Origin of the sequence: Anaeromicrobium sp. (assembly GCF_025210435.1) — a bacterium.
Taxonomy (GTDB): domain Bacteria; phylum Bacillota; class Clostridia; order Peptostreptococcales; family Thermotaleaceae; genus Anaeromicrobium.
Map to the genome: position 1 here is coordinate 15,574 of NZ_JAOART010000044.1, position 24,956 is coordinate 40,529.

Annotated in this window: 26 protein-coding genes, 1 rRNA gene and 2 riboswitches; of the genes, 6 read left to right on the forward strand and 21 right to left on the reverse strand. The window is 30.5% G+C overall.

Annotation, left to right across the window (positions count from 1 at the left end; all coding sequences use genetic code 11):
• Positions 1–43: 43 nt before the first annotated feature.
• The 3 genes from N4A57_RS05165 to N4A57_RS05175 are packed head-to-tail and all read right to left on the reverse strand — an operon-like array spanning position 44 to position 2,327.
• Positions 44–1,072 (reverse strand): ABC transporter permease subunit, encoded by a 1,029-nt coding sequence (locus N4A57_RS05165; RefSeq protein ID WP_293656562.1) that lies wholly within the window; start codon positions 1,070–1,072, stop codon positions 44–46.
• Positions 1,050–1,943 carry an ABC transporter ATP-binding protein gene (locus N4A57_RS05170; protein ID WP_293656563.1) on the reverse strand — a complete coding sequence of 298 codons (894 nt, stop codon included), beginning with the start codon at positions 1,941–1,943 and terminating at the stop codon, positions 1,050–1,052. Before N4A57_RS05170 ends, N4A57_RS05165 begins: the two co-directional genes overlap by 23 nt.
• A complete protein-coding gene (locus tag N4A57_RS05175) occupies positions 1,944–2,327 on the reverse strand; it encodes a GntR family transcriptional regulator (protein WP_293656564.1) in 384 nt (127 codons plus the stop codon).
• Between the two features lie 248 nt (positions 2,328–2,575).
• Between N4A57_RS05175 and N4A57_RS05180 the strand changes: the two genes are divergently transcribed.
• Complete coding sequence (locus N4A57_RS05180; protein WP_293656565.1) at positions 2,576–3,904, forward strand: CCA tRNA nucleotidyltransferase; 1,329 nt, start codon at positions 2,576–2,578, stop codon at positions 3,902–3,904.
• A 212-nt stretch (positions 3,905–4,116) separates the two neighbouring features.
• Here the strand turns inward: N4A57_RS05180 and N4A57_RS05185 are convergent, their stop codons facing one another.
• The gene (locus tag N4A57_RS05185; protein WP_293656566.1) at positions 4,117–6,069 is read right to left on the reverse strand and encodes a tetratricopeptide repeat protein; all 1,953 of its coding nucleotides are present in this window, start codon (positions 6,067–6,069) and stop codon (positions 4,117–4,119) included.
• Between the two features lie 289 nt (positions 6,070–6,358).
• On the opposite strand from N4A57_RS05185, the gene N4A57_RS05190 reads away from it, so the two are divergent.
• Positions 6,359–6,586 carry a hypothetical protein gene (locus N4A57_RS05190; RefSeq protein WP_293656567.1) on the forward strand — a complete coding sequence of 76 codons (228 nt, stop codon included), beginning with the start codon at positions 6,359–6,361 and terminating at the stop codon, positions 6,584–6,586.
• Between the two features lie 123 nt (positions 6,587–6,709).
• Here N4A57_RS05190 and N4A57_RS05195 read toward each other — a convergent pair whose 3' ends face one another.
• The 3 genes from N4A57_RS05195 to N4A57_RS05205 form a co-directional block, all read right to left on the reverse strand.
• Positions 6,710–7,249, reverse strand: a complete 540-nt coding sequence (locus N4A57_RS05195) for a hypothetical protein (RefSeq protein ID WP_293656568.1) — start codon at positions 7,247–7,249, stop codon at positions 6,710–6,712.
• Positions 7,250–7,811: 562 nt separating this feature from the next.
• Complete coding sequence (locus N4A57_RS05200; protein WP_293656570.1) at positions 7,812–8,345, reverse strand: spore maturation protein; 534 nt, start codon at positions 8,343–8,345, stop codon at positions 7,812–7,814.
• Entirely contained in the window at positions 8,338–8,919 is a 582-nt protein-coding gene (locus N4A57_RS05205; protein ID WP_293656572.1) for a nucleoside recognition domain-containing protein, read from the reverse strand. The genes N4A57_RS05200 and N4A57_RS05205 overlap by 8 nt, the downstream gene beginning before the upstream one ends.
• 424 nt (positions 8,920–9,343) lie before the next feature.
• Here N4A57_RS05205 and N4A57_RS05210 point away from each other — a divergent pair, with 424 nt between their 5' ends.
• On the forward strand, positions 9,344–9,727 hold the full coding sequence (locus N4A57_RS05210) for a DUF948 domain-containing protein (protein WP_293656574.1): 384 nt from the start codon (positions 9,344–9,346) through the stop codon (positions 9,725–9,727).
• 115 nt (positions 9,728–9,842) lie between these two features.
• Positions 9,843–10,076 carry an AbrB/MazE/SpoVT family DNA-binding domain-containing protein gene (locus tag N4A57_RS05215; protein ID WP_293656576.1) on the forward strand — a complete coding sequence of 78 codons (234 nt, stop codon included), beginning with the start codon at positions 9,843–9,845 and terminating at the stop codon, positions 10,074–10,076.
• A gap of 9 nt (positions 10,077–10,085) precedes the next feature.
• Here N4A57_RS05215 and N4A57_RS05220 read toward each other — a convergent pair whose 3' ends face one another.
• The 13 genes from N4A57_RS05220 to metF form a co-directional block, all read right to left on the reverse strand.
• Positions 10,086–10,844: a tRNA1(Val) (adenine(37)-N6)-methyltransferase gene (locus tag N4A57_RS05220; protein WP_293656577.1), complete on the reverse strand. Its 759-nt coding sequence runs from the start codon at positions 10,842–10,844 to the stop codon at positions 10,086–10,088.
• 211 nt (positions 10,845–11,055) lie between these two features.
• Positions 11,056–11,226 carry a DUF362 domain-containing protein gene (locus N4A57_RS05225; protein ID WP_293656578.1) on the reverse strand — a complete coding sequence of 57 codons (171 nt, stop codon included), beginning with the start codon at positions 11,224–11,226 and terminating at the stop codon, positions 11,056–11,058.
• A gap of 303 nt (positions 11,227–11,529) precedes the next feature.
• Complete coding sequence (locus N4A57_RS05230) at positions 11,530–12,453, reverse strand: PSP1 domain-containing protein (RefSeq protein WP_293656579.1); 924 nt, start codon at positions 12,451–12,453, stop codon at positions 11,530–11,532.
• Positions 12,453–13,436, reverse strand: a complete 984-nt coding sequence (locus tag N4A57_RS05235) for a DNA polymerase III subunit (protein WP_293656580.1) — start codon at positions 13,434–13,436, stop codon at positions 12,453–12,455. Before N4A57_RS05235 ends, N4A57_RS05230 begins: the two co-directional genes overlap by 1 nt.
• Positions 13,437–13,449: 13 nt before the next feature.
• Positions 13,450–13,779, reverse strand: coding sequence for a cyclic-di-AMP receptor (locus N4A57_RS05240; protein WP_293656581.1), 330 nt, complete (start codon positions 13,777–13,779; stop codon positions 13,450–13,452).
• Between the two features lie 21 nt (positions 13,780–13,800).
• Positions 13,801–14,418: a dTMP kinase gene (tmk, locus tag N4A57_RS05245; protein WP_293656582.1), complete on the reverse strand. Its 618-nt coding sequence runs from the start codon at positions 14,416–14,418 to the stop codon at positions 13,801–13,803.
• Between the two features lie 122 nt (positions 14,419–14,540).
• Positions 14,541–16,358 (reverse strand): S-layer homology domain-containing protein, encoded by a 1,818-nt coding sequence (locus N4A57_RS05250; RefSeq protein ID WP_293656584.1) that lies wholly within the window; start codon positions 16,356–16,358, stop codon positions 14,541–14,543.
• A 114-nt stretch (positions 16,359–16,472) separates the two neighbouring features.
• On the reverse strand, positions 16,473–16,661 hold the full coding sequence (locus N4A57_RS05255) for a sigma factor G inhibitor Gin (protein WP_293656586.1): 189 nt from the start codon (positions 16,659–16,661) through the stop codon (positions 16,473–16,475).
• Between the two features lie 136 nt (positions 16,662–16,797).
• On the reverse strand, positions 16,798–17,295 hold the full coding sequence (locus tag N4A57_RS05260) for a hypothetical protein (RefSeq protein WP_293656587.1): 498 nt from the start codon (positions 17,293–17,295) through the stop codon (positions 16,798–16,800).
• A 171-nt stretch (positions 17,296–17,466) separates the two neighbouring features.
• Positions 17,467–17,625 carry a hypothetical protein gene (locus N4A57_RS05265; protein ID WP_293656589.1) on the reverse strand — a complete coding sequence of 53 codons (159 nt, stop codon included), beginning with the start codon at positions 17,623–17,625 and terminating at the stop codon, positions 17,467–17,469.
• A 147-nt stretch (positions 17,626–17,772) separates the two neighbouring features.
• Complete coding sequence (locus N4A57_RS05270) at positions 17,773–20,232, reverse strand: homocysteine S-methyltransferase family protein (RefSeq protein WP_330671452.1); 2,460 nt, start codon at positions 20,230–20,232, stop codon at positions 17,773–17,775.
• Positions 20,233–20,283: 51 nt separating this feature from the next.
• A complete protein-coding gene (locus tag N4A57_RS05275; RefSeq protein ID WP_293656591.1) occupies positions 20,284–20,940 on the reverse strand; it encodes a vitamin B12 dependent-methionine synthase activation domain-containing protein in 657 nt (218 codons plus the stop codon).
• A 264-nt stretch (positions 20,941–21,204) separates the two neighbouring features.
• Positions 21,205–22,101, reverse strand: coding sequence for a methylenetetrahydrofolate reductase [NAD(P)H] (metF, locus tag N4A57_RS05280; RefSeq protein ID WP_293656593.1), 897 nt, complete (start codon positions 22,099–22,101; stop codon positions 21,205–21,207).
• 88 nt (positions 22,102–22,189) lie between these two features.
• Positions 22,190–22,289, reverse strand: a riboswitch (SAM riboswitch).
• A 67-nt stretch (positions 22,290–22,356) separates the two neighbouring features.
• Positions 22,357–22,456: riboswitch (SAM riboswitch) on the reverse strand.
• A gap of 167 nt (positions 22,457–22,623) precedes the next feature.
• Between metF and ilvB the strand changes: the two genes are divergently transcribed.
• Together ilvB and ilvN are read left to right on the forward strand one after the other, a co-directional pair.
• The gene (ilvB, locus tag N4A57_RS05285; RefSeq protein WP_293656595.1) at positions 22,624–24,237 is read left to right on the forward strand and encodes a biosynthetic-type acetolactate synthase large subunit; all 1,614 of its coding nucleotides are present in this window, start codon (positions 22,624–22,626) and stop codon (positions 24,235–24,237) included.
• Positions 24,224–24,745 carry an acetolactate synthase small subunit gene (gene ilvN, locus N4A57_RS05290; protein WP_330671453.1) on the forward strand — a complete coding sequence of 174 codons (522 nt, stop codon included), beginning with the start codon at positions 24,224–24,226 and terminating at the stop codon, positions 24,743–24,745. Before ilvB ends, ilvN begins: the two co-directional genes overlap by 14 nt.
• 84 nt (positions 24,746–24,829) lie before the next feature.
• Here the strand turns inward: ilvN and rrf are convergent.
• A 5S ribosomal RNA gene (gene rrf, locus N4A57_RS05295) occupies positions 24,830–24,946 on the reverse strand.
• Positions 24,947–24,956 lie beyond the last annotated feature (10 nt).

Here is a 24,956-nt window from a genome sequence, read left to right on the forward strand (position 1 = left end):
CCTATAAAAATAGCCTAAGATCTAAAGATCTTAGGCTATTTTTTTAGTTTTTTGCTCCACTAACATTTATAAAATGATTAGTAAGTTTATATCCACCAAATCCTCCTAATACATATCCCGTTAACAATCCTAATTTCCCAAAGGATAGCATGGAATCAAGTAATAGGCCTAATAACATCATGGAACAAATGGTAACTCCATATAAAAGTATTTTGTCTAGAGATTTAAAGGCTAATACTTCACCATTTCTTCCCATATTAGTATTCTTAAAGCACTTATATGCAATCACTCCAAAACTCAATATATATATGCCTACACAAATTAATCTAGACATTACATCTCCACCTAGAGTATCATATGCCTCTAATGGTACTAAGTACATGGCCATAGAAGTATATTGAACAAATATTCCTATCGGGCTATCATCAACAGGCATGGTAATATGAAATCCCCAAGCATTTAGATTTCCAAAGAATAGTACCATTAACCCTAAGGGCAATATCATAAATATGAGGGTGATTGCAGTCTGGCTTATACTATTTCCAGAGGTACTTCCGATTAATATACTAAACATAAAAATAAGTATGGTTACATAAATATTTAATCCTAAAGATTCAATAATCATCCTAGGAGTATATATGTCACCTATTTCTTTAATAGTAATGCTCATGAATATCATGATTAAACTATTAATAAGAAATGGTATTATAATACTTATTAAACCTACCAATATTTTATTAAAATATATCTGTGCCTTTGAATAGGGCATATGCCAAAGTATATCCAAGGTTTTCTTTCTCTTTTCTTCACCTATTAAAAGAACGCCTAAGGATATGGCTAATACTACATTCATAAAGATCTGTAAAAAGGATGCCCTATTTACAGCCTCTTCTATTTTCCATATATCTCCATAAAATCTTCCTTCAAATCCATATTTTAAATCTCCTAAATAAGAAATATTTTTCATTGGTAAGTCAATAAACAGGGCTATAGTAGCTATTACAATTAACCATAATATTAGTTTCATGTCCTTTTTCACTAGGGTTTTATTATATAATTTTTTTAAATTCATAACCTTCACCTGCCATCTTATATATAAATATTTCTTCTAAAGACATATCCATAGTCTCTACTAAAATAGGATCATATGGGTGTAATTTCTTTATAAAATCATCCACATGTTCCTTTACTACTATGTGATATACTCTTCCTAGTTTTTCTATTTTTAGTATTGTAGAATCATTTTCTATAGGTTCTGGTAGTTTATTTTTAAAGGCCACTTGAACCTTCTTAATATTTTCCTTTAAATCTTCTAAATTCGTCTCTAAATTTACTTTCCCCTTACTTATAAAACCTATAGTATCACATATTTGCTCTAATTCTCCTAAATTATGGGTAGATACTAATACTGTACAATCATTACTAGCCGCTTCATCTACCATGAGATTTAAAACTTCCTTCCTAATTACAGGATCTAATCCACTAGTAGGTTCATCCATAATTAATAGTTTAGGATTTGTTGATAAATTAAGATGAATGGACAATTGAGTTTTTTGACCCTTAGAAAGTTTTCTAATCTTTTTATTCATATCTAATTCAAACATGTCTCTTAATCTATTAAATTTATCCTCATCCCAATTAGAATAGGTGTTTTTGTAAAATTCAACCATATCCTTCACTTTAAAATTAGGATAAAAATTTTGATAATCAGGTACATAGGCAAGGTCATTTCTCACTAAAGGATCACTAACTGTATTTCCTTCTATATAGACGTTTCCTTCCTCTGGATTGTATATACCAACTATGTTTTTTATAAGAGTACTCTTCCCTGCTCCATTAGGCCCCACTAAACCATATATGGACCCCTTTTTAACAGTTAAGTTCACTCCATCTAATATTTTTTCTTCCCCTAAGTATTTAGTAAGGTTATGAACCCTAAGCATTTACTTTCCCCCCTTTATTTCTTCAATCAACTCTTCTATAATTCCCATAATTTCATCTTCCCTAATTCCCATATACTTTAACTCAATTAATCCCTTTTTAAAACTATCCTTTACTAAATCCATTCTACTTTCATCTCTCTTTCCCTCATAGTCTGTAGATACGAAAGTTCCCTTTCCCCTTATCTTTTCTATTACCCTTTGCCTTTCTAACTCTTTATATGCCTTTTGTATAGTATTTGGATTTATAATCATCATCTTTGCCAATTCCCTAACAGATGGCATTTTGTCTCCTGATTCTAATATGCCCTTTAATATGGATTCCTTTACTTCATCTACTATTTGCATATAAATAGGTGTACTACTCCTTGGATTTATATTAAACAAACCATCACCTCCAGTTCCGTATTAAGTGTACTATTTAATATAGTACACTTAATACACTTTCATAATACTATTTTTCATTTTCCGTGTCAAGATGTAATTAAATATTTATCAAACTAAAAATTCCCCCATAACAAATCCATATATTTTCATAATCTTTTATGATTATGATATAATCTTGAACATAAATTATAGATTAAGTTAATAATTAAAATAGACAAGTTATAGTACAAACGGAAAGGTGATTAGAAATGGCATATAAAAATAAAATCCCAAAAGATGTTGAGTATATTATGAAAAATTTAATAAGTAAGGGATATGAATGTTTTTTAGTAGGTGGAGCCGTAAGAGATATGATCCTGGGATTAAACCCAAAGGACTATGACCTATGTACAAATGCAACTCCTACAGAAATAGAAAATATATTTGAAAAAACCATACCAACAGGCAAGGATTATGGAACTATGACCATTATGATTAATAATATAGCCTATGAAGTAACTACCTATAGATTTGAATGTGATTATGATGGTAGAAGACCTAAGGTAGTTAAATTTACAAATACTTTAAAAGAAGATCTAAAAAGGCGAGACTTCACTATTAATTCAATGGCTATGGATATGGATGGAAATATAATTGACTACTTCGGTGGGAAAAAAGATTTAAAAAAAGGAATAATAAGAACCGTTGGAAACCCTTTAGATAGGTTTGCAGAAGATAGATTAAGAATGATTAGGGCCATAAGATTTGCCACCAGATATGCCTTTAAAATAGATTCTAAAACATACGAGCATATCCATTCAAACATTGACCAAATAAGTAAGGAAAGACTGAGAGATGAGTTAGATAAAATATTATTATCAGAAAAACCAAGTATAGGTATTAGAATCTTGATGGAGAAGGGATTATGGCGTAGCTACAAATTTAATGAATTATATAAATCTATGGGATTTAACCAAGAAAATCCTCATCATGATAAGGATATATTTGAACATACCATGGGTGTACTAGATACTATAGAAGCAAAATTAGAACTTAGATTATCCGCATTATTTCACGACATGGGAAAACCAAATACATTTACTTTAGATGAAAATAATATAGGCCATTTTTATGGCCATCATAAGGAATCTTCCATCATATGCAAAAGAATAATGACTGATCTTAAATATTCTAACAGGGAAATTGAACATGTATGCCAATTAGTTTATCATCATATGAAAAGATATGACAAACTAAAATCATCCACTGTTAAAAAGTTTATTAGAAAGATAGGTATTCACAAGCTAGATGACCTATTTAAGCTATTCATTGCCGATAGAGTTAATACTAAACCCCCTTATGACTTTGAAGATATTTACAGACTTAAATTTGCTTGTGAGAAAATCTTATGTGAAAAAGAACCCTTGAGTGTAGGGGATTTAAAGATAAATGGTAAAGATCTGATAAATATGGGGCTAAAGCAGGGAAAAGAAATAGGTATTATTTTAAATAAATTATTAGAATTAGTATTAGAAAATCCTGAGTTAAATGTTAAGGATAGATTGTTGGTAGAAGTGAAAAAAATGGTTGAAAATTAATTTAAAAAATTAAATGGTACCTATAGAATATCTTCCTAAAAAAAGGAGTTAGACTATGGGTACCATTTATAAACTTTAACCTTCTTTTTTATGCATATCCTCAATAATTTCTAAAAATCTAAAATGACCTAATATAAACTTATATAACTGGTTGTTATAAATATTGTCTATTTCATTTTTTCTAAAATAAGTTTTTACTAAAATAGATACCGCTATGCCTTCGTACTATCAATTTCAACTTCAACAGCAACTTCTTCCATGGATTTTTTAATTTTTTCCATTTCCTCATATAGTCTTTCTCTATTATTTTTTGCCTTAGCATAATTAGGATCTAATTCTAATGCCTTATTGTAATCTTCTAAGGCCTTATCTAATTTCCCCATTTTCTTATATACGCTACCCCTATTATTATATGACTTAAAATGCTTAGGTTCTAATTCTATTGCCTTATTTAAATCTTCTAACCCCTTTTCTATTTGTCCAATTTTACAATACACAGTCCCTCTATTATAATATGATTCCGTGTTCTTTCTCCCTAAATCTATTATCTTGTTAAAATCTTCTAGGGCCTTTTCCTCTTCTCCGCTATAATATAATATCTTTCCTCTTGTTGAAAATGCTGCAACATTTGTGTCATATGATTTCTCTATAGCCTCATCAATTTTCTTTAATGCCATTTCATAATCTTTTTGTTTATATAATTTCGTAGCTTTATCTATTATTTCATTTATTTCTTTATTTGTATTAATCACATTTTCGCCTTTATGTATTATATTTACCATTCCATCCTCTGATATGACAACTATAAGGCATTTATCCTTAACATCTTCCTTTAAAGAATACCTAATAGCAGAATTATACCTTGCACCTCTAGAAGTATCCCCATATCCTTCCTTTCCTATGCCATCTAGTATGACTCCTATAGCATGACAATAACCATCCGTATCCATATAGATGGCACCATCAATATTTGTTATTCTATCTATAAGACGCTCTAAATGTGAATCATTAATACTAAATCGTTTTTCTTTAATATTTATAGATTGAGTTTTCAAATTTTTCATTTCTTCTTTTGCAATCTCTGGTGATGTTATTACTATCATGGTGCCATGCTTTTGGTTCTTCCCATATGAAATTACCTTTTTTATAAGTTCAAGTCCACTCTTGTTATCTTTTAAACTATCACAAAAAATACTTTCTAGTTTAGTTGTAAGTACATCTTCAGAATATCTATCTTCTTTTAGATTTGGTCTTCCATATTTTATAGTCACAAGATTCTTTTCTTTTAGTGACCATTTTATCACTTCTTCATTCTCACTTTCTTTTACAACTTTACTATGTGTAGAAATTGTACTAATCCTATACTCAAATTTCCCAATAAAATCTATTATTAATATATTCTTTTTGCTTTTAGTTATATCTCCAAGTTTATCCAACTTATTAATTGTGCCCAAACCATATATTTTTTCACTATCTCCAATTAAATAAAGCCCCTTACCTGATGTTTCAAGCAACTTTCTTATTTTTCTATGTTCATTAAAATTAATAGGTTCTTTTAATTCTATATAATAATTTATATTTTTATCTATTAAATCCTTATGCATAATAATAAGTTTAGAAGACACTGTTGAACCTTCATAAGTTAAGGTGGATATATGGTTTATTTCATCAAACAAACTATTTATTTGATGTTCATTTGATTCCTTCATTACATCTATAACATGTTGAACATATTCTCTAGTTTTTGACATCAAATAATCATCTATATTTATATCATCCATATTTATACCATCTTCAAAAAATTTATCTAATACGAATTTCAAAAAAGAATATTCATGAATGCTTTTATGAGTTTTTATATAATCATGGCTAAACCCAGCAAAAGAGTAAAAATATATTTTATCATTTTCATCATCTTTCATATTAGCATACCATAGCAAACTATCCTCCATTTGTTCATCATAGAAAGAGGACAACAATTTATTTATTTCATCTATAGAACCAATATCTATTTTATTCACATGGCTATTAATTTTTTCTACATAAGATTTAATAGTTGAGTTTTCCTTAATTACCTGATTATCTTTCACATCACATACATATTCGGAACAATATATTTCATCATTAAGCCTTTCTATAATCTTATCTACTGCCAATTCACTCATGAAACCCCACCTCTACACTAATTTGTAATATTTTCCTATTATTTAAATTTTCTTCTTTTTATACAAAAAACCTCTTTTATTAACAAAATATCGTATAAAAATTCTTATTATTACAATAGAGTTAATCCTAATCATTAAGTTGAAAATATCACATAAGCCATATAAAAAAACAAACTAGTCAGATCCCTGAGTAATTTGGATTGTTTTCAAAGTATGGTAAGCGAGCACATTAATCGTATGTAAGCAATTCTATAATGAAGAAAATAATTAAAATAAACAGTCAAATGACTTGGATCATAAATTTTTTACCAAACATATTTATGATCCAAAAGGTTTAATTGATTTTGATGATAATTATATGGAAAAAGCAACAAAAATTAAAATAAGATTTTATACGGACGATGTTTTAAAAAGAGAATTAACAATGGATAAAGGAAATCTTCCTAAAAATATTGATTTAGATGATAAATATTACTACAGGCCAGTTATAAACTTTGTAAATATGATTATCAAGTGACCGTAATTATTGAACCATTCAACTATTTTGACCAACGCAACACAATAGGAATTCTGTCTATAAAATAATAAAACACCTGAATAATGTTATTCAGGTGCTTTATTATTGTATAAATATAAAAGTTTAATCTTCTTTTATTGTTGCTATTTGTTTTTCTGTAATTTCCTTCTCCTCAAGCGCTCTAACAATACCTAATTCATTATGAAAGTTATGTAATGTTGAAAATCTATATTTTTTATCCCTTTTTTCACGTTTTTTCAATGCTGATTTCATATATCCTTTTATGTATTGAATAACCATATTTTCTATAGTCTTATACTTTTCATTTATTATTTTCTGTTGCATATTTGGAATTTTAGGATTTGAAGGAAATTCTATATAGGATAATTCGTTGACGATTAGTATCTTTCTAAAATCCAATCCTGCATTTGGTTTATTATTAGTAGGAACAGGATATCCTATAACACCACAACCTTGATTAGGATTAAATTTACTTCTTAGAGGCACAAATATATTATTATTTTGGCACTTAACATTTAAAAATGCATAATTTCTTTTTGCCTGCTTTTTAGTATCATATGGATCTAGGATTTCCACAAAATGTTCATTTTTCTTAAAAAAATCTTCTTTTATAAAAACTACTTTGCATGCCATTTGTGACATTATTACCAATCCCTAACTTTTTTTTTATATTTAAAAAGGAACATCTTCCGATGTTCCTTTTATCTTCACATTCTTCGGTTTTTTATTAGCCAGGTACTTCCGACAAACACCTCAACATTCTTCGGTTTTTTATTAGCCAGGTACTTCCGACAAACACCTCAACTTTAGGTAATTATATCATGATTAGCTTATTTTATCAATTATATTTTATTTTCCTTAATATATAGATTTCGTAACACTAAGATTTCTTTATACAATAACTTGCCTACTTCAGGAAAATATATTGAAAATTTTTGAAATTGAGGAACGTCACAACATCCTATGCTACGCCAACATGACGCGTGAACCTATCTACGAATATTCCAACTTTCGCTTGTGACAAGGACTTCAATGGAAAAAAATTTCAATATATTTTCCTGAAGTAGGCTCCCATAAAGCAAGTTTATAAACACGAAATCCATATCTTATATAATTTCCTAAAATATATTTACAAAATTTATATGAAATAATTTTATTCAATTTTTACTTTAAAACACAAAAAAAGAGCTAAGAAATCCTAACTCTATTTAAATACAATCTCACATACCCATAGGGATGCCATAACTGCTGCCACATGGGAAATTAGGGCAGCCCACATGGTATGTCTAGATTTTTTTATACCTATTGCTCCAAAGTATACGGCCATAGTATAAAATATGGTCTCTGCTGATCCCATCATGGTAGATGCTACCCTTCCTATGAAAGAATCTGGTCCATGGGTATTAATAATATCCTTTACTACACCTAAGGCCCCACTCCCTGATATGGGCCTCATTATTATTAGGGGAGTCAATTCCTTAGGAATATTAAAAGTATCTGTTATAAACCCTGTTATTTTTATGAAAAAATCCATTGCTCCAGAAGTTCTAAATATACCTATTGCTAGGAATATGCCTATAAGGTAAGGCATTATCCTTATGGCTGTATTAACTCCTTCCTTTGCCCCTTCTACAAAGGCTTCATATATGTCCACGCCCTTTATAAGGCCATGGACTAATATGGTAGTCATTATAATGGGTATAATACTAATGGATATTAAATTAAGTATATCAGTCATAAACAAATACCCTTTCTAATAGCTTAGCCGCTATAATACCGACTATAGTTGATATACTAGTACTAATTAATGATGTGGCTATTATTTCCATTGGATTTAGGCTTCCTGCGTCCGCCCTAATTTTTAAGACCGATAGAGGAACCAATTGAACAGAGGACATATTCACTACTAAAAACATGCACATGGCATTCGTAGCTCTTTCCTTTTTGGGATTTATCTTTTGCATCTCCTCCATAGCCTTAATTCCAAGAGCGGTTGCAGAATTCCCTGCTCCAAACATATTGGCAACTATATTCATAACTATAGACCCAATTGCAGGATGGTTCTTAGGTATATCAGGAAATAATATCCTAATAAAAGGATTCATCATAACTGATATTTTTCTTATTAATCCTGATTTTTTAGCTATATTCATAAGACCCAACCATACTGACATAACACCTATTAAGCCTATAGCAAGCATTACGGCGTCTTGAGTGTTGGTTATAACCACACCATTTATTTTATCTATATTTCCATTAATTATAGCAGCTAACACACCTGTTATTATCATAAAAAACCAAATGAACTTCATATTAATCACCTATAAAAATATATTCATAGGTCTTGTCTATATATGATTAAAACTTTTATATTATTTCATAATTATTTTTCTGTGCCTAAAAATTTATTTTAATATATGGAAAATATTGATATAATTAATGATGAAATAAATATCTCTTAAAGAGAAATTTTATAGATTTATCAACCTAAAGCTTTCTTTATACAGTAACTTGCCTATAAGGGAAAATATTGAAAATCTTTGGAACCCTGGAACGTCACAACATCCTATGCTGCTTGAACATGACACGTGAACCTATCTACGAAGATTCACACTTTCGCTTGTGACAAGGACTTGGGTGGAAAAAATTTTCAATATATTTTCCTGAAGTAGGCTCTCATAAGGCAAGTTCATAAATACGAAATCTATATTATATAAATAAATGAGGAGTGGTGTTATGAACATACAAATAAGTCTTTTTGACTTAGGTATAATTATTATGGGTATATTAGGAGTAATTCTTTTAGGCTATGCCATAATGGTATTAAAAAACTTTAATGATAGTTTAAAAGTACTTAGAAATTTAATAGAATCTAACGAAAAAAATATTCAAAAAATAATAGATCAAGCTCCAGGAATAACAACTAATTTAAATAATTTAAGTTCTGATATTTCTACTAATGTTCGTGCTGCACAGGGAACCATAAATAATATTTTGGGAACGGGAGAAATAGCCGCATCCCAGTTAGCAGAACATTCTGGAGTGATTTCTCAAGCCCTTGGTTTGCTACATGTATTACAAAAGGCAAGAAATGTTTTTGCAGGTTTTATAAAAAAATAATTAACTTTTTATAGGATGAAGATACTATCTTCATCTTTTTTCTTGACTTCTCTGGGGATTTTTGGTATTATTCAATCAAGGAAGAATTTTGTCGAATTTTGTAAGGAGGAGTCAAATGAAGTCTACTGGTATAGTAAGAAAAGTTGATGAACTTGGTAGAGTAGTTATTCCTATAGAGTTAAGACGTACATTAGGAATAAAAGAAAAGGATACTTTAGAAATTTATGTTGATCGAGATAACATCATCTTAAAAAAATATGAACCTTCATGTGTATTCTGTGGAGAATCAGAAGGCATAAAGAAGTTCAAAGGAAAAAACATTTGTTCTACATGTGTTGGAGAAATCTAGAAAAATCCCTTAAAAGGGATTTTTTTCTTTATCTCTTCCATATATATGATGTATCTCTTCCGTATACTGACCATCTTCCGTATATACATATAATGGGTCCATAAATTTTAATTCTGGCCTTCCATACTTCGCACACTCTATTAAAAATATATTTGGTTTCTTATTTTTATTTGGATGTATAAACCTTATTTTTTTAGGTTCCAATTTATACTTCCTACATAAATGAATAATATCTACCAATCTATGGGGTCTATGAATCATATAAAAACTACCCCTATCCTTAAGCATCTTAAAAGCCGTATAAATAACATCTTCTAAATTACACTTAACCTCATGTCTAGATATGGCCTTCATACTCTCTGGATTTAATAAACCTCCACCAGAATTCATATATGGAGGATTGGATACTACCACATCAAAAGTATAATTTTCTACTTTTGAAGGTATATCCTTTAAATCTTCATTAAGGATTTTTACCCTTTCTTCTAAATTATTTAATTTAACGCTACGATTTGCCATATTGGCCACTTCCTCTTGAATCTCGACTCCCAGGATCTCTTTAGCCTCAGTCTTCCCAGCTAATAATATGGGGATAATTCCCGTTCCCGTTCCTAGGTCCATGACCTTAGAATTTCGCTTTACCTGAGCAAAATTACTAAGCAACACCGCATCTATTCCAAAACAAAATCCCTTTGGATTCTGAATTAATCTAAGTCCCTTACATTGTAAATCATCTACCCTCTCATGGGATAAAACTAAATTATTCATCCTTATCTCTCCTACTGCTTAATATGTATATGGATTTCGTAACACTAAGTTTTCTTTATACAGCAACTTGCCTACAAGAGAAAATTTTTCAATATATTTTCCTGAAGTAGGCTCACACAAAGCCAATTCTCACATAATAAACCCATACACTCCCCTAATTATACTAAAAAAACAAAAAAGCCCACAAGGGCTTTTTATATAATTTTCATTTTTACTGTGGTACTGGTGCATCTACAGGACATACATTGGCACAAGCTCCACAATCAATACATCCTGACTCATCGATTACATACTTGTCACTTCCTGCACTAATTACACTTACTGGGCACTCCGGTTCACAAGCTCCACAATTAATGCATGCATCCGTAATATTATAAGCCATAATTATCCACCTTTCATAAAGTTTTATCCTTATAGATTTCGTAATACTAAGATTTGTTTATGCAGTAACTTGCCTATAAGGGAAAATATTGAAAATTCTTGAAACCCTGGAACGTCACAACATCCTATGCTACTCCAACATGACTCATGAACCTATCTACGAAGATTCACACTTTCGCTTGTGACAAGGACTTGGGTGGAAAAGATTTTCAATATTTTTGTGAAATAGGCACACATAAAGCTGATTTATAAATACGAAATCTATATCTATTATGGTATATTATTTTAGGCTTTATACATACTACTACTTATTTTCTTCTTTCTTTATTTTTTTACTCTTATTCTTAGATTCCTTATTATGTTTAATTCCTTCTTGTCCATCTTTACTCGGGCACTTGCAACTAGAACAATTTTTCTTAATCTCCTGTTTGTTGTAAACATATATATCTTCACTTAATTTGTTTTTTTCTTTATCTTCCACAAGTCTTACTTTAACAGATTCTAGCAATACATTATTATCTACTACGATTCCCTCTCCATCTGGAGTATCTATTCTTTCTCCCACATTAGGTAAGTTTTTCTTCATACATTCATACATATCATGCTCATATTTTAAGCAACACATAAGTCTTCCACATATACCTGATATTTTAGTAGGGTTTAAAGAAAGGCTCTGTTCCTTAGCCATTTTTATAGAAACAGGCTCAAAATCTCCAAGCCAAGTGGCACAACATAAAGTTCTTCCACATGGACCTAATCCATTTATCATCTTTGCCTCGTCCCTAACTCCTATTTGCCTTAATTCTATCCTAGTCTTAAATACGGAAGCCAAATCCTTTACCAGTTCTCTAAAATCGATTCTTCCATCTGCCGTGAAGTAAAATATTATCTTGTTATTATCAAAGGTATATTCCACGTCAATTAATTTCATATTTAAATCATGTTTGTCTATTTTTTCTAAACAACACTCAAATGCAAATTTTTGCTTTTCCTTATTTTCTCTATCTATAGTCTCATCTTCGTCTGTGGCAATTCTTATTACACATTTTAAAGGAGCTACTATTTCATCTTCTGATATTTCCTTTATTCCAACTACTACTTCTCCAAACTCTACTCCTCTAGCCGTTTCTACTATAACGTTTTGTCCCTTTTCTACTAATATGTCTGTAGGGTCAAAATAGTATATTTTTCCGGCCTTTTTAAATCTTATACCTACAACCTTTACCATTATTGTACCTCCTGTATACATAACAACATATTCTCTATTGTTAATTGATAATTCACATGTGCCCTTAAATCCTTTTTCGATTCCTCAATTTTTTCTATTATTTCTACCAAACTACTACTCTCTAGTTTATACCTATGCTCTTGTAATTGAGAAACCTTATCTATGTTAATTAAAAAATCATTACAATCCGTTTCTTTAATTAATATTAAGTCTCTAAACCAGTATAACATCATATCTAGTATTTCCTCTACACTATCCTTATACTTACTAAAAAAATCAATTCCATCGAAAAATTTTAAAGGGTCCTTACATATTAATTTTTCCAATATATCTATAGTTTCTTCTCTTTTTATGTTAAAATCTTCAGATTCTTTTAATTCTATGGCTCTACCCACTATACCATTTGATAGTTTAGCATATATTTTAGCTTCATTTCCATGAATATCATATTTTTTTGATATGAACTTTTCAATTAAATTACTGTGTATCCTATTTAATTTTAAAAGTTGAATTCTAGATAATATGGTAGGTAAAAATCTATTAGAATTAGTACTCAACATTATTATAACTGCATAGGCAGGAGGTTCCTCTAATGTCTTTAAAAGTCTGTTTTGTGCACTACCTGTCATGGAATCTGCATCATTTATTATGAATATTTTCTTTTCACTTTCATAGGGTTTTCTTATGATTTCCTGTTGAAGACTTTCAATCTGATGATTTTTTATACTTTTTCCATCTGGATAAATATATATTAAATCTGGATGATTATCACTTTCTATTTTTAAGCATGAGGAACATACATTGCAACAATCACCAGAAAAACTACTACACAATATTCCCTTGGCAAAGGCTTTTCCTATACTTTTTTTTCCACTTCCAATTGGTCCATCAATAATATATCCATGGGCAACCTTATCTTTTTTAATAGTTTCTTTTAACTTATCTATTGTTCTTTCATGGCCTAAAATATTCTTAAAATCCATTTATGCCTCCCATTTAGGCTTTTTCAAAGCGATCTACATCAAGGACAAATATAGTAGCCCCTCCCACCTTAACTTCCACAGGATAGGTTGCTAAAAGTCCTGCATTCCCCATTATTGGTGTAGGTGCTGTAGCTATTTCTTTCCTTGATTTACACATATCTTTTATTATATCTATTACCTTATCAACCTTTTCCTTTTCTACTCCCACAAGTATAGTAGTATTTCCTGCCCTTAAAAATCCCCCTGTAGAAGCTAATTTAGTAACTCCATATCCATTTTCAGTTAATTTTTCAACTACCCCTTGAGCATCCTCATCATGCACTATAGCAACTATTAGTTTCATAGCATAACCCCCTTAAATAGTTTACAATATATTATCTATTCGTCTCTTAATATCCTCATGGATTTCTTCTATGGTTCTTTCTGCATCTATTTCTTGTATCCTATTTACATGTTTATCCCTTAATTCTTCATACCCTTTATAAACTCTTTTATGAAAATCTATTTTCTCATTTTCTAGTCTATCCTTTTCTCCTTGCTTAGACTTTCTCCTAATCCCTTCCTCTGGACATATTTTAAACAGAAAAGTCACATGTGGCATACAATCATCTACGGCAAATTTATTTATGGCTTCCACCGTATCTATACCTAAGTTTCTACCTATTCCCTGGTACACCACACTAGAATCCACAAATCTATCACAAATTACTATTTTACCATCATCTATAGATGCCTTTATTACTTCACTTACATGTTGTGCCCTAGATGCAGCATATAAAAGGGCTTCTGTCATATAATTCATATTTCCATTGTTTACATCTAATATTACCTTTCTTATCTGCTCACTTATGGATGTGCCTCCAGGCTCTCTAGTAAGAACTACATCATAGCCTTTATTTTTAAGATATTCTTCTAACATTTTTATCTGAGTTGTTTTCCCTGCTCCGTCTGGTCCTTCAAAACTAATGAATAATCCTTTCATACTATACCTCTTCCTAATTTAAATATATACTATTATTTTAACATAAATAAAAAAATATTATAGACATAGGTTATGCCATAATATAAAAGAGTAGCATAAAACAATGCCACCCTTTCACACTCTTATCTTATTAATTCATATATTAATGTAGCCACTTGACCTCTCTTTGCCTTTTCTTTGTATTTTAAAGGATCAAGAATATTATTTGTTAATCCAATTTTTTCACCCTTAGCTAAGGCCACTTTAGCCCAACTACTTACATCTTCTTTATTTTTTATATCTTCTAGACCTATTTTTATTTGTCCATATTTTTTCTCGTATGCATTTACAACTATTTGAATTAACTCTTGTCCTGATATTTCTCTTTCTGGATTAAACTGTCCATTAAATCCATTTATCAGATTATTTCTCTGACATACATAAACAAACTTACCATACCAACTTTCAGTCTCCACATCATCAAATACTTTATTATTTTCATAAGTACTCAAATCTATATCTAACCCCTTTACTAATATGGTGGCCACTTGAGCCCTTGTTACATGGTCTTCTGGTTTAAATTTCCCATCATCGAAACCTGAAATGATATTTTGTTTTGCTAACCGTTCTATGTAACCCCTTGCCCAATGACTACTTATATCTGCAAAAATATTTTTAGATTTATTTCCTACTACTATGCTCTCCGTACCCTTTCTTTTCGTTGAATTATTATTTTTTCTTATGTTAGATTCTCTTTTATCTTTTTCTATTTTTTCCATAAATTCACTTTCTTTTCTAGCTGCTTCCTTTATTTCCGCTATTATATCTTCTGTACTCTTATTTTTTGTTGAATTATTATTTTTTTTACTACTAGATTCTTTTTTATTTTTATCTTTTTCTATTTCTTCCATGAATTCACTTTCTTTTTTAGCTGCTTCTTTTATTTCCTTTATTATGTCTTCTGTGCTCTTATTTTTTGTTGAACTATTATTTTTTTTATTACTATATTCTTTTTTATTACTAGATTCTTTTTTATTTTTATCTTTTATTGAATTACTATTTCTTTCACTCTTAGATTCTTCCTTAATTTTCTCCTTTACTTCTGCCTTATATTTCCCTACTCTATCTTCCTCTACTTGGTTACCATCTATATATAATTTTGCCATTACATCTTGGCTCTTAGCCCCTTCTTTAGCTTCTATAGAAATTTTTTCAAAGCTAATAAATACATCATTTCTTTCATATATAGCTTGAGAAAAATCTAGATTTATAACTAATCTATTATCTGATATTTTAGTATCACTTTTCACATTAGATATATGTGTATATTCTATTTTTCCATCATCCATAAATTCAAATTCATTACTAAGTTCAAAGGTTATTTGAACTTTTCCCTTTGGTAAACTTCCAAAAGATTCTGTGTATAAAACTCCTGATATATTATGTTTTTTATGACCTTGAAACTCTCCAGATCCACCTACACTACCTTCTATTTCTCCATTATGTACAGATGCAACACAAGCATCTTCATAGATCTTTCCTTTCTTTTCACTGGTTACTTTTAAAAATATGTTTCCTTCCCTTTGTCCTTTGCATAATATTGGGATTTTTAACTTACTATTTCCTTTTAGCCCTGATACAGAACACACTACAGTGTTCTTACTTTTTTTTATTATTTTTAGTTCATCATTATATCTAGTAAATTCCTTTTCAAAAGTACTTTCATTTACCTCATTATCATTTAACCACTCTCCATTTTTCAATGTTAAAGTTAACTTATCATCTGACTCCACATCTGTATTACATTCCATCTCTAATACAGATGCCAACTCCTTAGTAAGTATACTGCCTTCTGTCATCATAGGTATCCATCCATCTATTCCTACATATCCATAAGTTGTGTAAGTTGTACTTATTAAAAGAGAAATGATTAATAATAAAATTTTAATTTTTTTCTTCATGGCTATCCCCCCTGCCATAACATCCTAACATAATCATCTGGAAATTTTTGTAATTATTTGTAATAGATATAATTTTTATTTATTTTTTATAATGAAAATAATGAGAGCTACTAATTAGTAGCTCTCATTATATTTAACTAAGTACTTACTCCATATTTTCTTAATCATCATGCTGTAGTATTCATATTCAATGTCGTCTATAGATAAGCCCGTAATTTTTCTTTCACATTCTCTGCATATACGTTCATCTAATAAATTTATGTATTCCTTAGGTTTTTCCATACACATAATACAATTACTCAAAAGCCTCACCTCTTTATTAATTATGGCCTTTATATAATATTCTATTCATTTACTGTATGTCTGTGTCATAAGAAATTTCAATATTATTGTACCTTTTTTAGAGGCTTAACCAAAAAGGTAGCCCTAGGGCTACCTTTTAATATGACATTACTGATTTTATAGCATTTAGAAGTTCTTTATTAGGTTCAAATATAAACCTATATGAATCTCCACCTCTAGTAAATTCACCCATATACCAGTTTTTTGTTTCCCTAGTAGAAGTAAATTTATAAGTCTTTGCCTTTTTTTCTTTTACTCTTTCTATATCTATCTTATTGTATGCTTCAAATAATTCTAGTTCACTTAATTTTAAACTTAAAAAAGAATGACTTGCTCTACCAAATACTCTTTCCATTATAAGTTCATCACCTATTATCTTATAATTATAATAGGAAATTCTCCTATATATAATATATAAACAGGCACATACTGCTAACCCAAATGATAATAAAGCCCCTATTGTAGCTAGGATAGGACTTACTATTTTTAATAGTATTAACGAAATATCAAGTATAATAATAGTTCCTACAATCATTAGACAAAGTTTCCAAAAGGATAACCTTTTTTGTTTAATAGTCTGCTTAATTATATACATTTTAGACTCTCCTTATAATAAAATATATGTCTATACAAATAGTATATAAATATAATAATATCATGTTATAAAATTTGTATCAAATAAAAGTATTTTCATATGGAATTAATAGTCATCAAAAAAGAAAGTATTTTATACTTTCTTTTTTAATAACTCTACTATTTTATTATATTATTTTGCTATCCTCATGTGCCCATAATCTTTTTTAATAGACTCTTTTTTGGGAGAAGGCTTTTTACCCATCTCTTCTATGGCATCTCTGATTAAATATATTTGTAAACATGCCATAGGTATACATAACATTATTGTTAAAATAATTTTTAAAATCATAATCTAACCTCTTTTATAAAGACTTTATACCTTCTTATTCTATATGGTACACCTTTTTCCTTTGTCTATAAATGGACGTATATTACTATTTTTGTAGCAAATTGCTGAATGTATAAAGTTTTTTATAAAAAAATTAGTTTCTCTCTATTAATTTAACACTTTATTTGCAATTTCCACAGCTATTTTTGCATCTTTAGCATAATAATCTGCCTTAATCATCTGAGCGTATTCTTCGTTTAATACGGCTCCACCCACAAAGACTTCACATTCTACTTCATTTTCTCTTAAAAGCCTTATGGTTTCTTCCATGCTTTTTACTGTAGTAGTCATAAGGGCACTTAACCCTATTAATTTTATATTTTCATCCTTAGCCACTTGTACTATTTCCATAGGATCCACATCTTTTCCTAAATCTATCACTTCAAAGCCATAATTTTCTAGTATAACCTTCACTATATTCTTACCTATATCGTGAATATCTCCCTGCACCGTGGCTAATATTAATTTTCCTTTACTTATTTGTTCTTCTTCCCTTTTTATTCTATCCTTTATAACTTCAAAGGCCCTTTTCACCGTTTCTGCCGATATTATAAGTTGTGGCAAAAATACACTTCCCTCTTCAAATCTATTCCCTACTATATCTAGAGCTGGAATTAAATCTTCATTTACTATTTGGATTGGAGCCTTTTCCTTTAAAAGCCCTATGGTCTTATCCTTTGCCTCTGCCTTTAGTCCCTTTATTATGATTTCTTGTAGTGTTAAATGGGAAGTTTTCACTTCACCTTTAGGATTTTTCACATCCTTAAAATTGTCTATATAGATTTTTGATTCCTTATCTTCATTGGCAAGGACTTTATATGCAAATATAGTCTCTAATATATCCTCATCCTTAGGATTTACTATGGGAGCATCTAGTCCACTAGCTAAGGCCATACTTAAAAAGGTCTTATTTAATAATCTTCTATTTGGTAGTCCAAAGGATACATTACTAACTCCTAGGGTGGTTTTTACATTAAACTTTTCCTTTACCATCTTTACTGCCCTTATAGTTTCTAATACTTCCTCTTGTTGAGCACTGGCCGTAAGAACTAAACAATCTATTAATATATGCTTTTTATCTATTCCATACTCTTTAGCCCCTTGTATAATCTTTTCTGCAATTTTTACCCTATCTTCAGCCTTAGATGGTATTCCATCTTCATCTAGGGTAAGGGCCACTACACAAGCTCCATATTTTTTAACTATGGGAAATATATCCTTCATAACAGATTCTTTTCCATTTACAGAATTTATTATGGCCTTTCCATTGTACGCCCTTATGGCCGCCTCTATGGCCACAGGGTCCGTGCTATCGATTTGTAGGGGTAAATCTACTATGGACTGTACTTCTTTCGTTACATCCTTCAATAGACCTATCTCATCTATTTCTGGTAACCCAACATTCACATCTAATATATGGGCCCCCTTTTCCTTTTGTAGTATTGCTTCTTTTAATATATAATCTATATTCCTATCTCTAAGGGCTTCTTTAAATTTTTTCTTTCCCGTTGGATTTATTCTCTCTCCTATCATTACAACTTCATCGATTATTACATTTTTTGTGGCGGAAGTTACAGCAGTAAATTCTTTATCTTTTACTTTTACTGGTTCCTTATCCTTTAATCTATTTACCACTTCCCTTATGAACTTATCATTTGTACCACAACACCCTCCAACTACTCTAACTCCTAAAGACCCTAGTTCTTCTATGGTAGTTCCAAACTCATGGGGGGTCACATCATAAAGGGTCTGGTCATTTACAATTTTAGGTAATCCTGCATTAGGCTGTATCATAACAGGTATTGATGAATAGTCTAATATTTTAGTTATTATATGTTTACTTTCATTAGGGCCCAATGAACAATTCATTCCTAGTACATCTACTCCTATACCTTCTAGGAAAATTACCATACTAACAGGGTCTGTTCCTGTAAAAGTTCGTCCGTCTTCTTCAAAGGTCATAGTTGCAAATATGGGTAATTTACTATTTTCTTTTGCTGCTAGTATGGCTGCCTTCATCTCATATAAATCTGATATGGTCTCTATTAATATTAAATCACATCCTGCCTTAGTTCCTGCTATTACTTGCCTCTTAAATATGTCATAGGCCCTTTCAAATTTTAGAGTTCCCATGGGCTCCATCATTTGACCTATGGGCCCCATGTCTAGAGCCACATATTTATTTTCTGCCACTTCCTTAGCATTTTTTACTGCTGCATTTATTATTTCTTCCACAGAGTATGGTGTATCTTTTAATTTTAATTCATTAGCCCCAAAGGTATTTGTAGTTATTATATCTGCCCCTGCTTCCACGTATTTTTTATGAATTTCTTTTACTATATGAGGATGTATTATGTTATAAGTCTCTGGTATTTCACCCCTTTTTAATCCTCTCTCCTGTAGCATAGTACCCATAGCACCATCAAAAAATAATATGGAATCCTTTAACTTTTCCCTAATGTCCACAACTAATCTCTCCTTTTCTAAGGCATATTCAAAAAATAAATTAATTATTCCACTGGTTATTTGAATTATTTTCTTCGTTATGGCTCCCTTACATATGTTCAATATGCTCGCTCACCATGCCTTGAAAATAATCCAAATTCCTCAGAGAACTGACTAGTTTATTTCTTTCATATGCCTAAAACTACAACTCTCATATTTATTACAACTTAAACATTTATTTATATTTTTCTTTTCCTTTATCTGAAATCCAATAAGGGCCGTTACTGATTTTCTAGGTATCAATATACTAGATTCTGTGGCAGTCACTCCAACTCTTTTATTTCCATCTAATATATTTAGTATATTATTTTGTACTTCAATGGAAAAATCACCATATCCAGGACTATATCTAAAGGTAATGTTCTTACCTTCGTTCCTTGCAATTTCTTTAATTTCTTCTTCAATCCTATCACAAATATACTCTATATAGGTAGTGGCACAGGCATCTAATATGAGGGCCTTTGTTAAATTAATTTTTTCATAATACCTTATCTTATAATCAACCATACTTCCTAGTGTGGCCACCATTACAACACATTTAGTTGAATCCTTTAAGTGTTCCTTTATATTTTCTCCCTCTAAAGTAAAGTTAGTATTTTCTAATATATATCCATTATCCTTATTTATATTAAATATATCATACACGTATTTAGGTTTAGATATGGATTTTATTTCAACAATACATTCATCTATGAGATTATTTAATTTTTCGTCTATATATTGGTTTTTATATGATAAATATCTAAGAACTTCTTTTTTATCAATAGACATGCCTATCTCCCACCCTTTTATAGATTTATCAATTATAAGTTTCCCTTATACAGTAACTTGCCTATAAGGGAAACCATTGAAAATCTTTGGAACCCTGGAACGTCACAACATTCTATGCTACTTGAACATGACTCATGAACCTATCTACGAAGATTCACACTTTTGCTTGTGACAAGGACTTGGGTGGAAAAGATTTTCAATGGTTTCCTGAAATAGGCTCACATAAAGCTGGTTTATGAATGCGAGATCTATAATTATAACTTTTTATACGGCCTTTTCATTTAATGCTTTTAGTACATAACCTATATTCTTTATTATTCTATGGGCTATTTCTGGTTTATTCATAGTATATATATGGATTCCGTCAATTCCAGAAGATAATAAATCTATTATTTGTTCCGTAGCATAACATATACCTGCCTCCATTAGGGCTTCCTTGTTATGTTCATATTTATTCATTATTTTCATAAATTTAGGTGGTATATAGGACCCACAAAGGGATACAATTCGCTCTACTTGCTTCTTATTAGTAACAGGCATGATCCCTGCTTGTATAGGAATATTTATCCCCTTATTTAATAAATCTTCATGGAACTTATAAAAATTATTGTTTTCGAAAAATAGTTGTGTTATTAAAAAGTCTGTACCGCAATTTACTTTTCTAATTAAGTTTTCCATATCCTTATCCATATTATTATTTTCTATGTGGCCCTCAGGATAACAAGCTCCTCCTATGGAAAATTTGCCATAATCCCTAATATGTTTGACTAAATCAGATCCATACCTATAGTGTAGAGGATCTGGAAATTTAAAATCGGGATCATTAGGAATATCTCCCCGCAAAGCTAAAATATTCTCAATATTATTTTCTCTAAGTTCTCTTAGTACATGGTCTATCTCATCCTTTGTGGAAGATATGCAAGTAAGATGGGCCAAAGCCTCTATATTATATTTATTCTTAACTATAGATGCAATTTCTAATGTCTTATTTTCATGGCCACTACCCCCTGCTCCATAAGTGACACTTATATAATCTGGTTTCAATTCTCCTAATCCATCAATAGTTTTATATATGGTATCTATAGAACTACTTTTCTTTGGTGGAAAAATTTCAAAGGAAATAACAGGTTTTTTCTGATTAAATAAATTTTTAATCTTCATATTCTCACTCCTCGTCAAACTAGGTTATTAATAAAATGAAAAACTCTCTTAAGGATAAGAGAGTTTGTTTGTATTTTTTTAAACTTTCCTCTCATCTTCCAGCTTAATTGCTGCAGGATTTGGCACCTTAGCTTTACGCAGGTTGCCGGGCTTCATAGGGCCAGTCCCTCCACCTCTCTTGATGAAATCTTTATTAATTTTTGAATTTTAAAAAACCTCTTTCATACTGAAAGAGGTTTATATACTAAAAATATATTCTCATCTTTCAGCTTAATTGCTGCAGGATTTAGCACCTTTGCTTTACGCAGGTTGCCGGGTTTCATAGGGCCAGTCCCTCCACCTCTCTGGATAAGTTTTATCATATTAAATTATATAAATTATATATATAGTAGAAACATATGTCAATACCTTTATATTTGATTTTTCATATATTAAAAATATTTTTCTCAATTTTAAGAATTTATTGACAAGAGTCCTATTTTTTGCTACGATAGTTGAAATATTTTTTAAAGGAGATAGGATATGAAAACATCAGATATTATAATTAAATGTTTAGAAAAAGAGGATGTAAGATTTATATTTGGATACCCAGGAGGTGCAGTCCTACCTCTTTATGAGTCTCTTAGACACTCTAATATAGACCATATCTTAGTCCGCCATGAACAATCTGCTGCCCATTGTGCCAGCGGCTATGCCCGGGCTAGTAAGAAAGTAGGCGTTTGTTTAGCCACATCAGGACCTGGTGCTACAAACTTAATCACAGGGATAGCTACAGCCTACATGGATTCCATTCCATTAGTAGTAATTACAGGTCAAGTAAATTCTAACCTAATAGGTAAAGATGTATTTCAAGAAGCAGATATAGTAGGCTCTACTGAACCTTTTACAAAACATAATTATTTAGTAAAAAAAGCCCAAGATATTCCTAGAATAATAAAAGAAGCCTTCTATATCGCTAAAACTGGTCGCCCTGGGCCAGTACTTATTGATATTCCTGTAGATATCCAAAGGGAGAAAATGAAATTCAACTACCCATCAGACATAAATATACTAGGATACAAACCTATATATAAGGGTCATCTAGGACAAATTAAGCGAGCCTTAAATAAACTAAAAGGTTCTAAACGTCCTCTTATTTGTGTAGGTGGAGGCATAATTTGTGCAAATGCAATAGATGAATTTAGAGAATTTGTAAATAAGGGACAAATACCTGTAATCCATACTCTTATGGGTATAGGTGCATTAAACGAAGATTCAAAATATCATTTAGGAATGGTTGGAATTCATGGAAATAAGGACTCTAAAAATATAGTTAGCAAAGCTGATTTAGTAATGATCATAGGGGCAAGAATAGCCGATAGGGCTCACAATCTAATTCAATCTTTAAATGATGACATTCATATAATACATATAGATATAGACCCAGCCGAAGTGGGAAAAAACATAAAATCCCATGTACCTATAGTTGGTGATGCTAAAACCATATTACAGGAATTAAATGAAAAAATAACTAGCTTAGATACTAATGATTGGATAGACCAATTACAAGTTATTAGATCTTGTGAGAAACAAAAGAATATTATTAATGAAAAATATGTTAATCCTAAAATAGCTCTAAATTATCTCTCTGATGAAGCAGATCATAATTCTATAATTACAGCTGACGTGGGCCAAAATCAAATTTGGACCATTAGAAATTTTAAGTTCAGTGGTAAAAGGTCCATATTAACATCTGGTGGCCTTGGTACTATGGGATACTCCTTGCCTGCATCTATTGGAGCACAGTTTGCTAGTACTAATAAGGTTATATGTATTACTGGTGACGGTGGTTTTCAAATGTCCTTAGGGGAATTAGGAACTATTGCTCAAAACAATCTACCTATACTTATAATTCTATTTAATAATAATAGATTAGGTATGGTAAGGGAACTACAGTATAATGCCTATGGAAAAGGAAACTACTATGGCGTTGATTTACAAAATCCAGACTTTATTCTCTTATCTAAGGCCTATGGAATAGATGGTATTTCTGTAAATAACAACGGGGAATTTGAAGAAGTAATAGAAAATGCTTTAAAATCTGATAAACCTTATTTAATCGAGTGTATGGTTGATCCTGATTTTGCAACACTTTAAGGAGGAGATTAAAATTAATAGAAGAGTACTATCCGTATTAGTAGAAAATCAATCAGGGGTCCTAAGTAAAATAGCAGGTCTATTTAGCCGACGGGGATACAATATAGACAGCCTATCTGTAGGGGAAACGGAAAATCCTAAGATATCACGTATGACTATAACTATTGCTGATGATGATTATATTATAGAACAAATTACCAAACAACTTTACAAACTAATTCCAGTTATAAAGGTAATAGAATTAAAAGCAGACAATGCAGTTTACAGGGAATTAGTTCTAGTAAAAATTAAAACAACTCTAGACACTCGAGCTTCTTTAATTGAAACTACTAATATATTTAGGGGAAAGATAATTGACGTATCTAAAGATACCATGACTGTAGAACTCACAGGAGACTCTAATAAAATCTCTGCATATATAGAAATGATTACCCCTTATGGCATAGTTGAATTTGTCAGATCAGGATTTGCAGGATTACAGAGGGGAAATATTAAAATTACTGATTAAGAGGGAAGAGATTCTATCTTCTCTTTTCTTGTTAGGCATATGAACCCAAATAAAAAAGACAAAGGATAAAATCCTTTGTCTTTAAACTAGCAACGTCCTACTCTCCCAGGCAGTTACCCACCAAGTACCATCGGCGCTAAGAGACTTAACTTCTGTGTTCGGTATGGGAACAGGTGTAGCCCTCTTGCTATTGCCACTAGATGTTGAATAA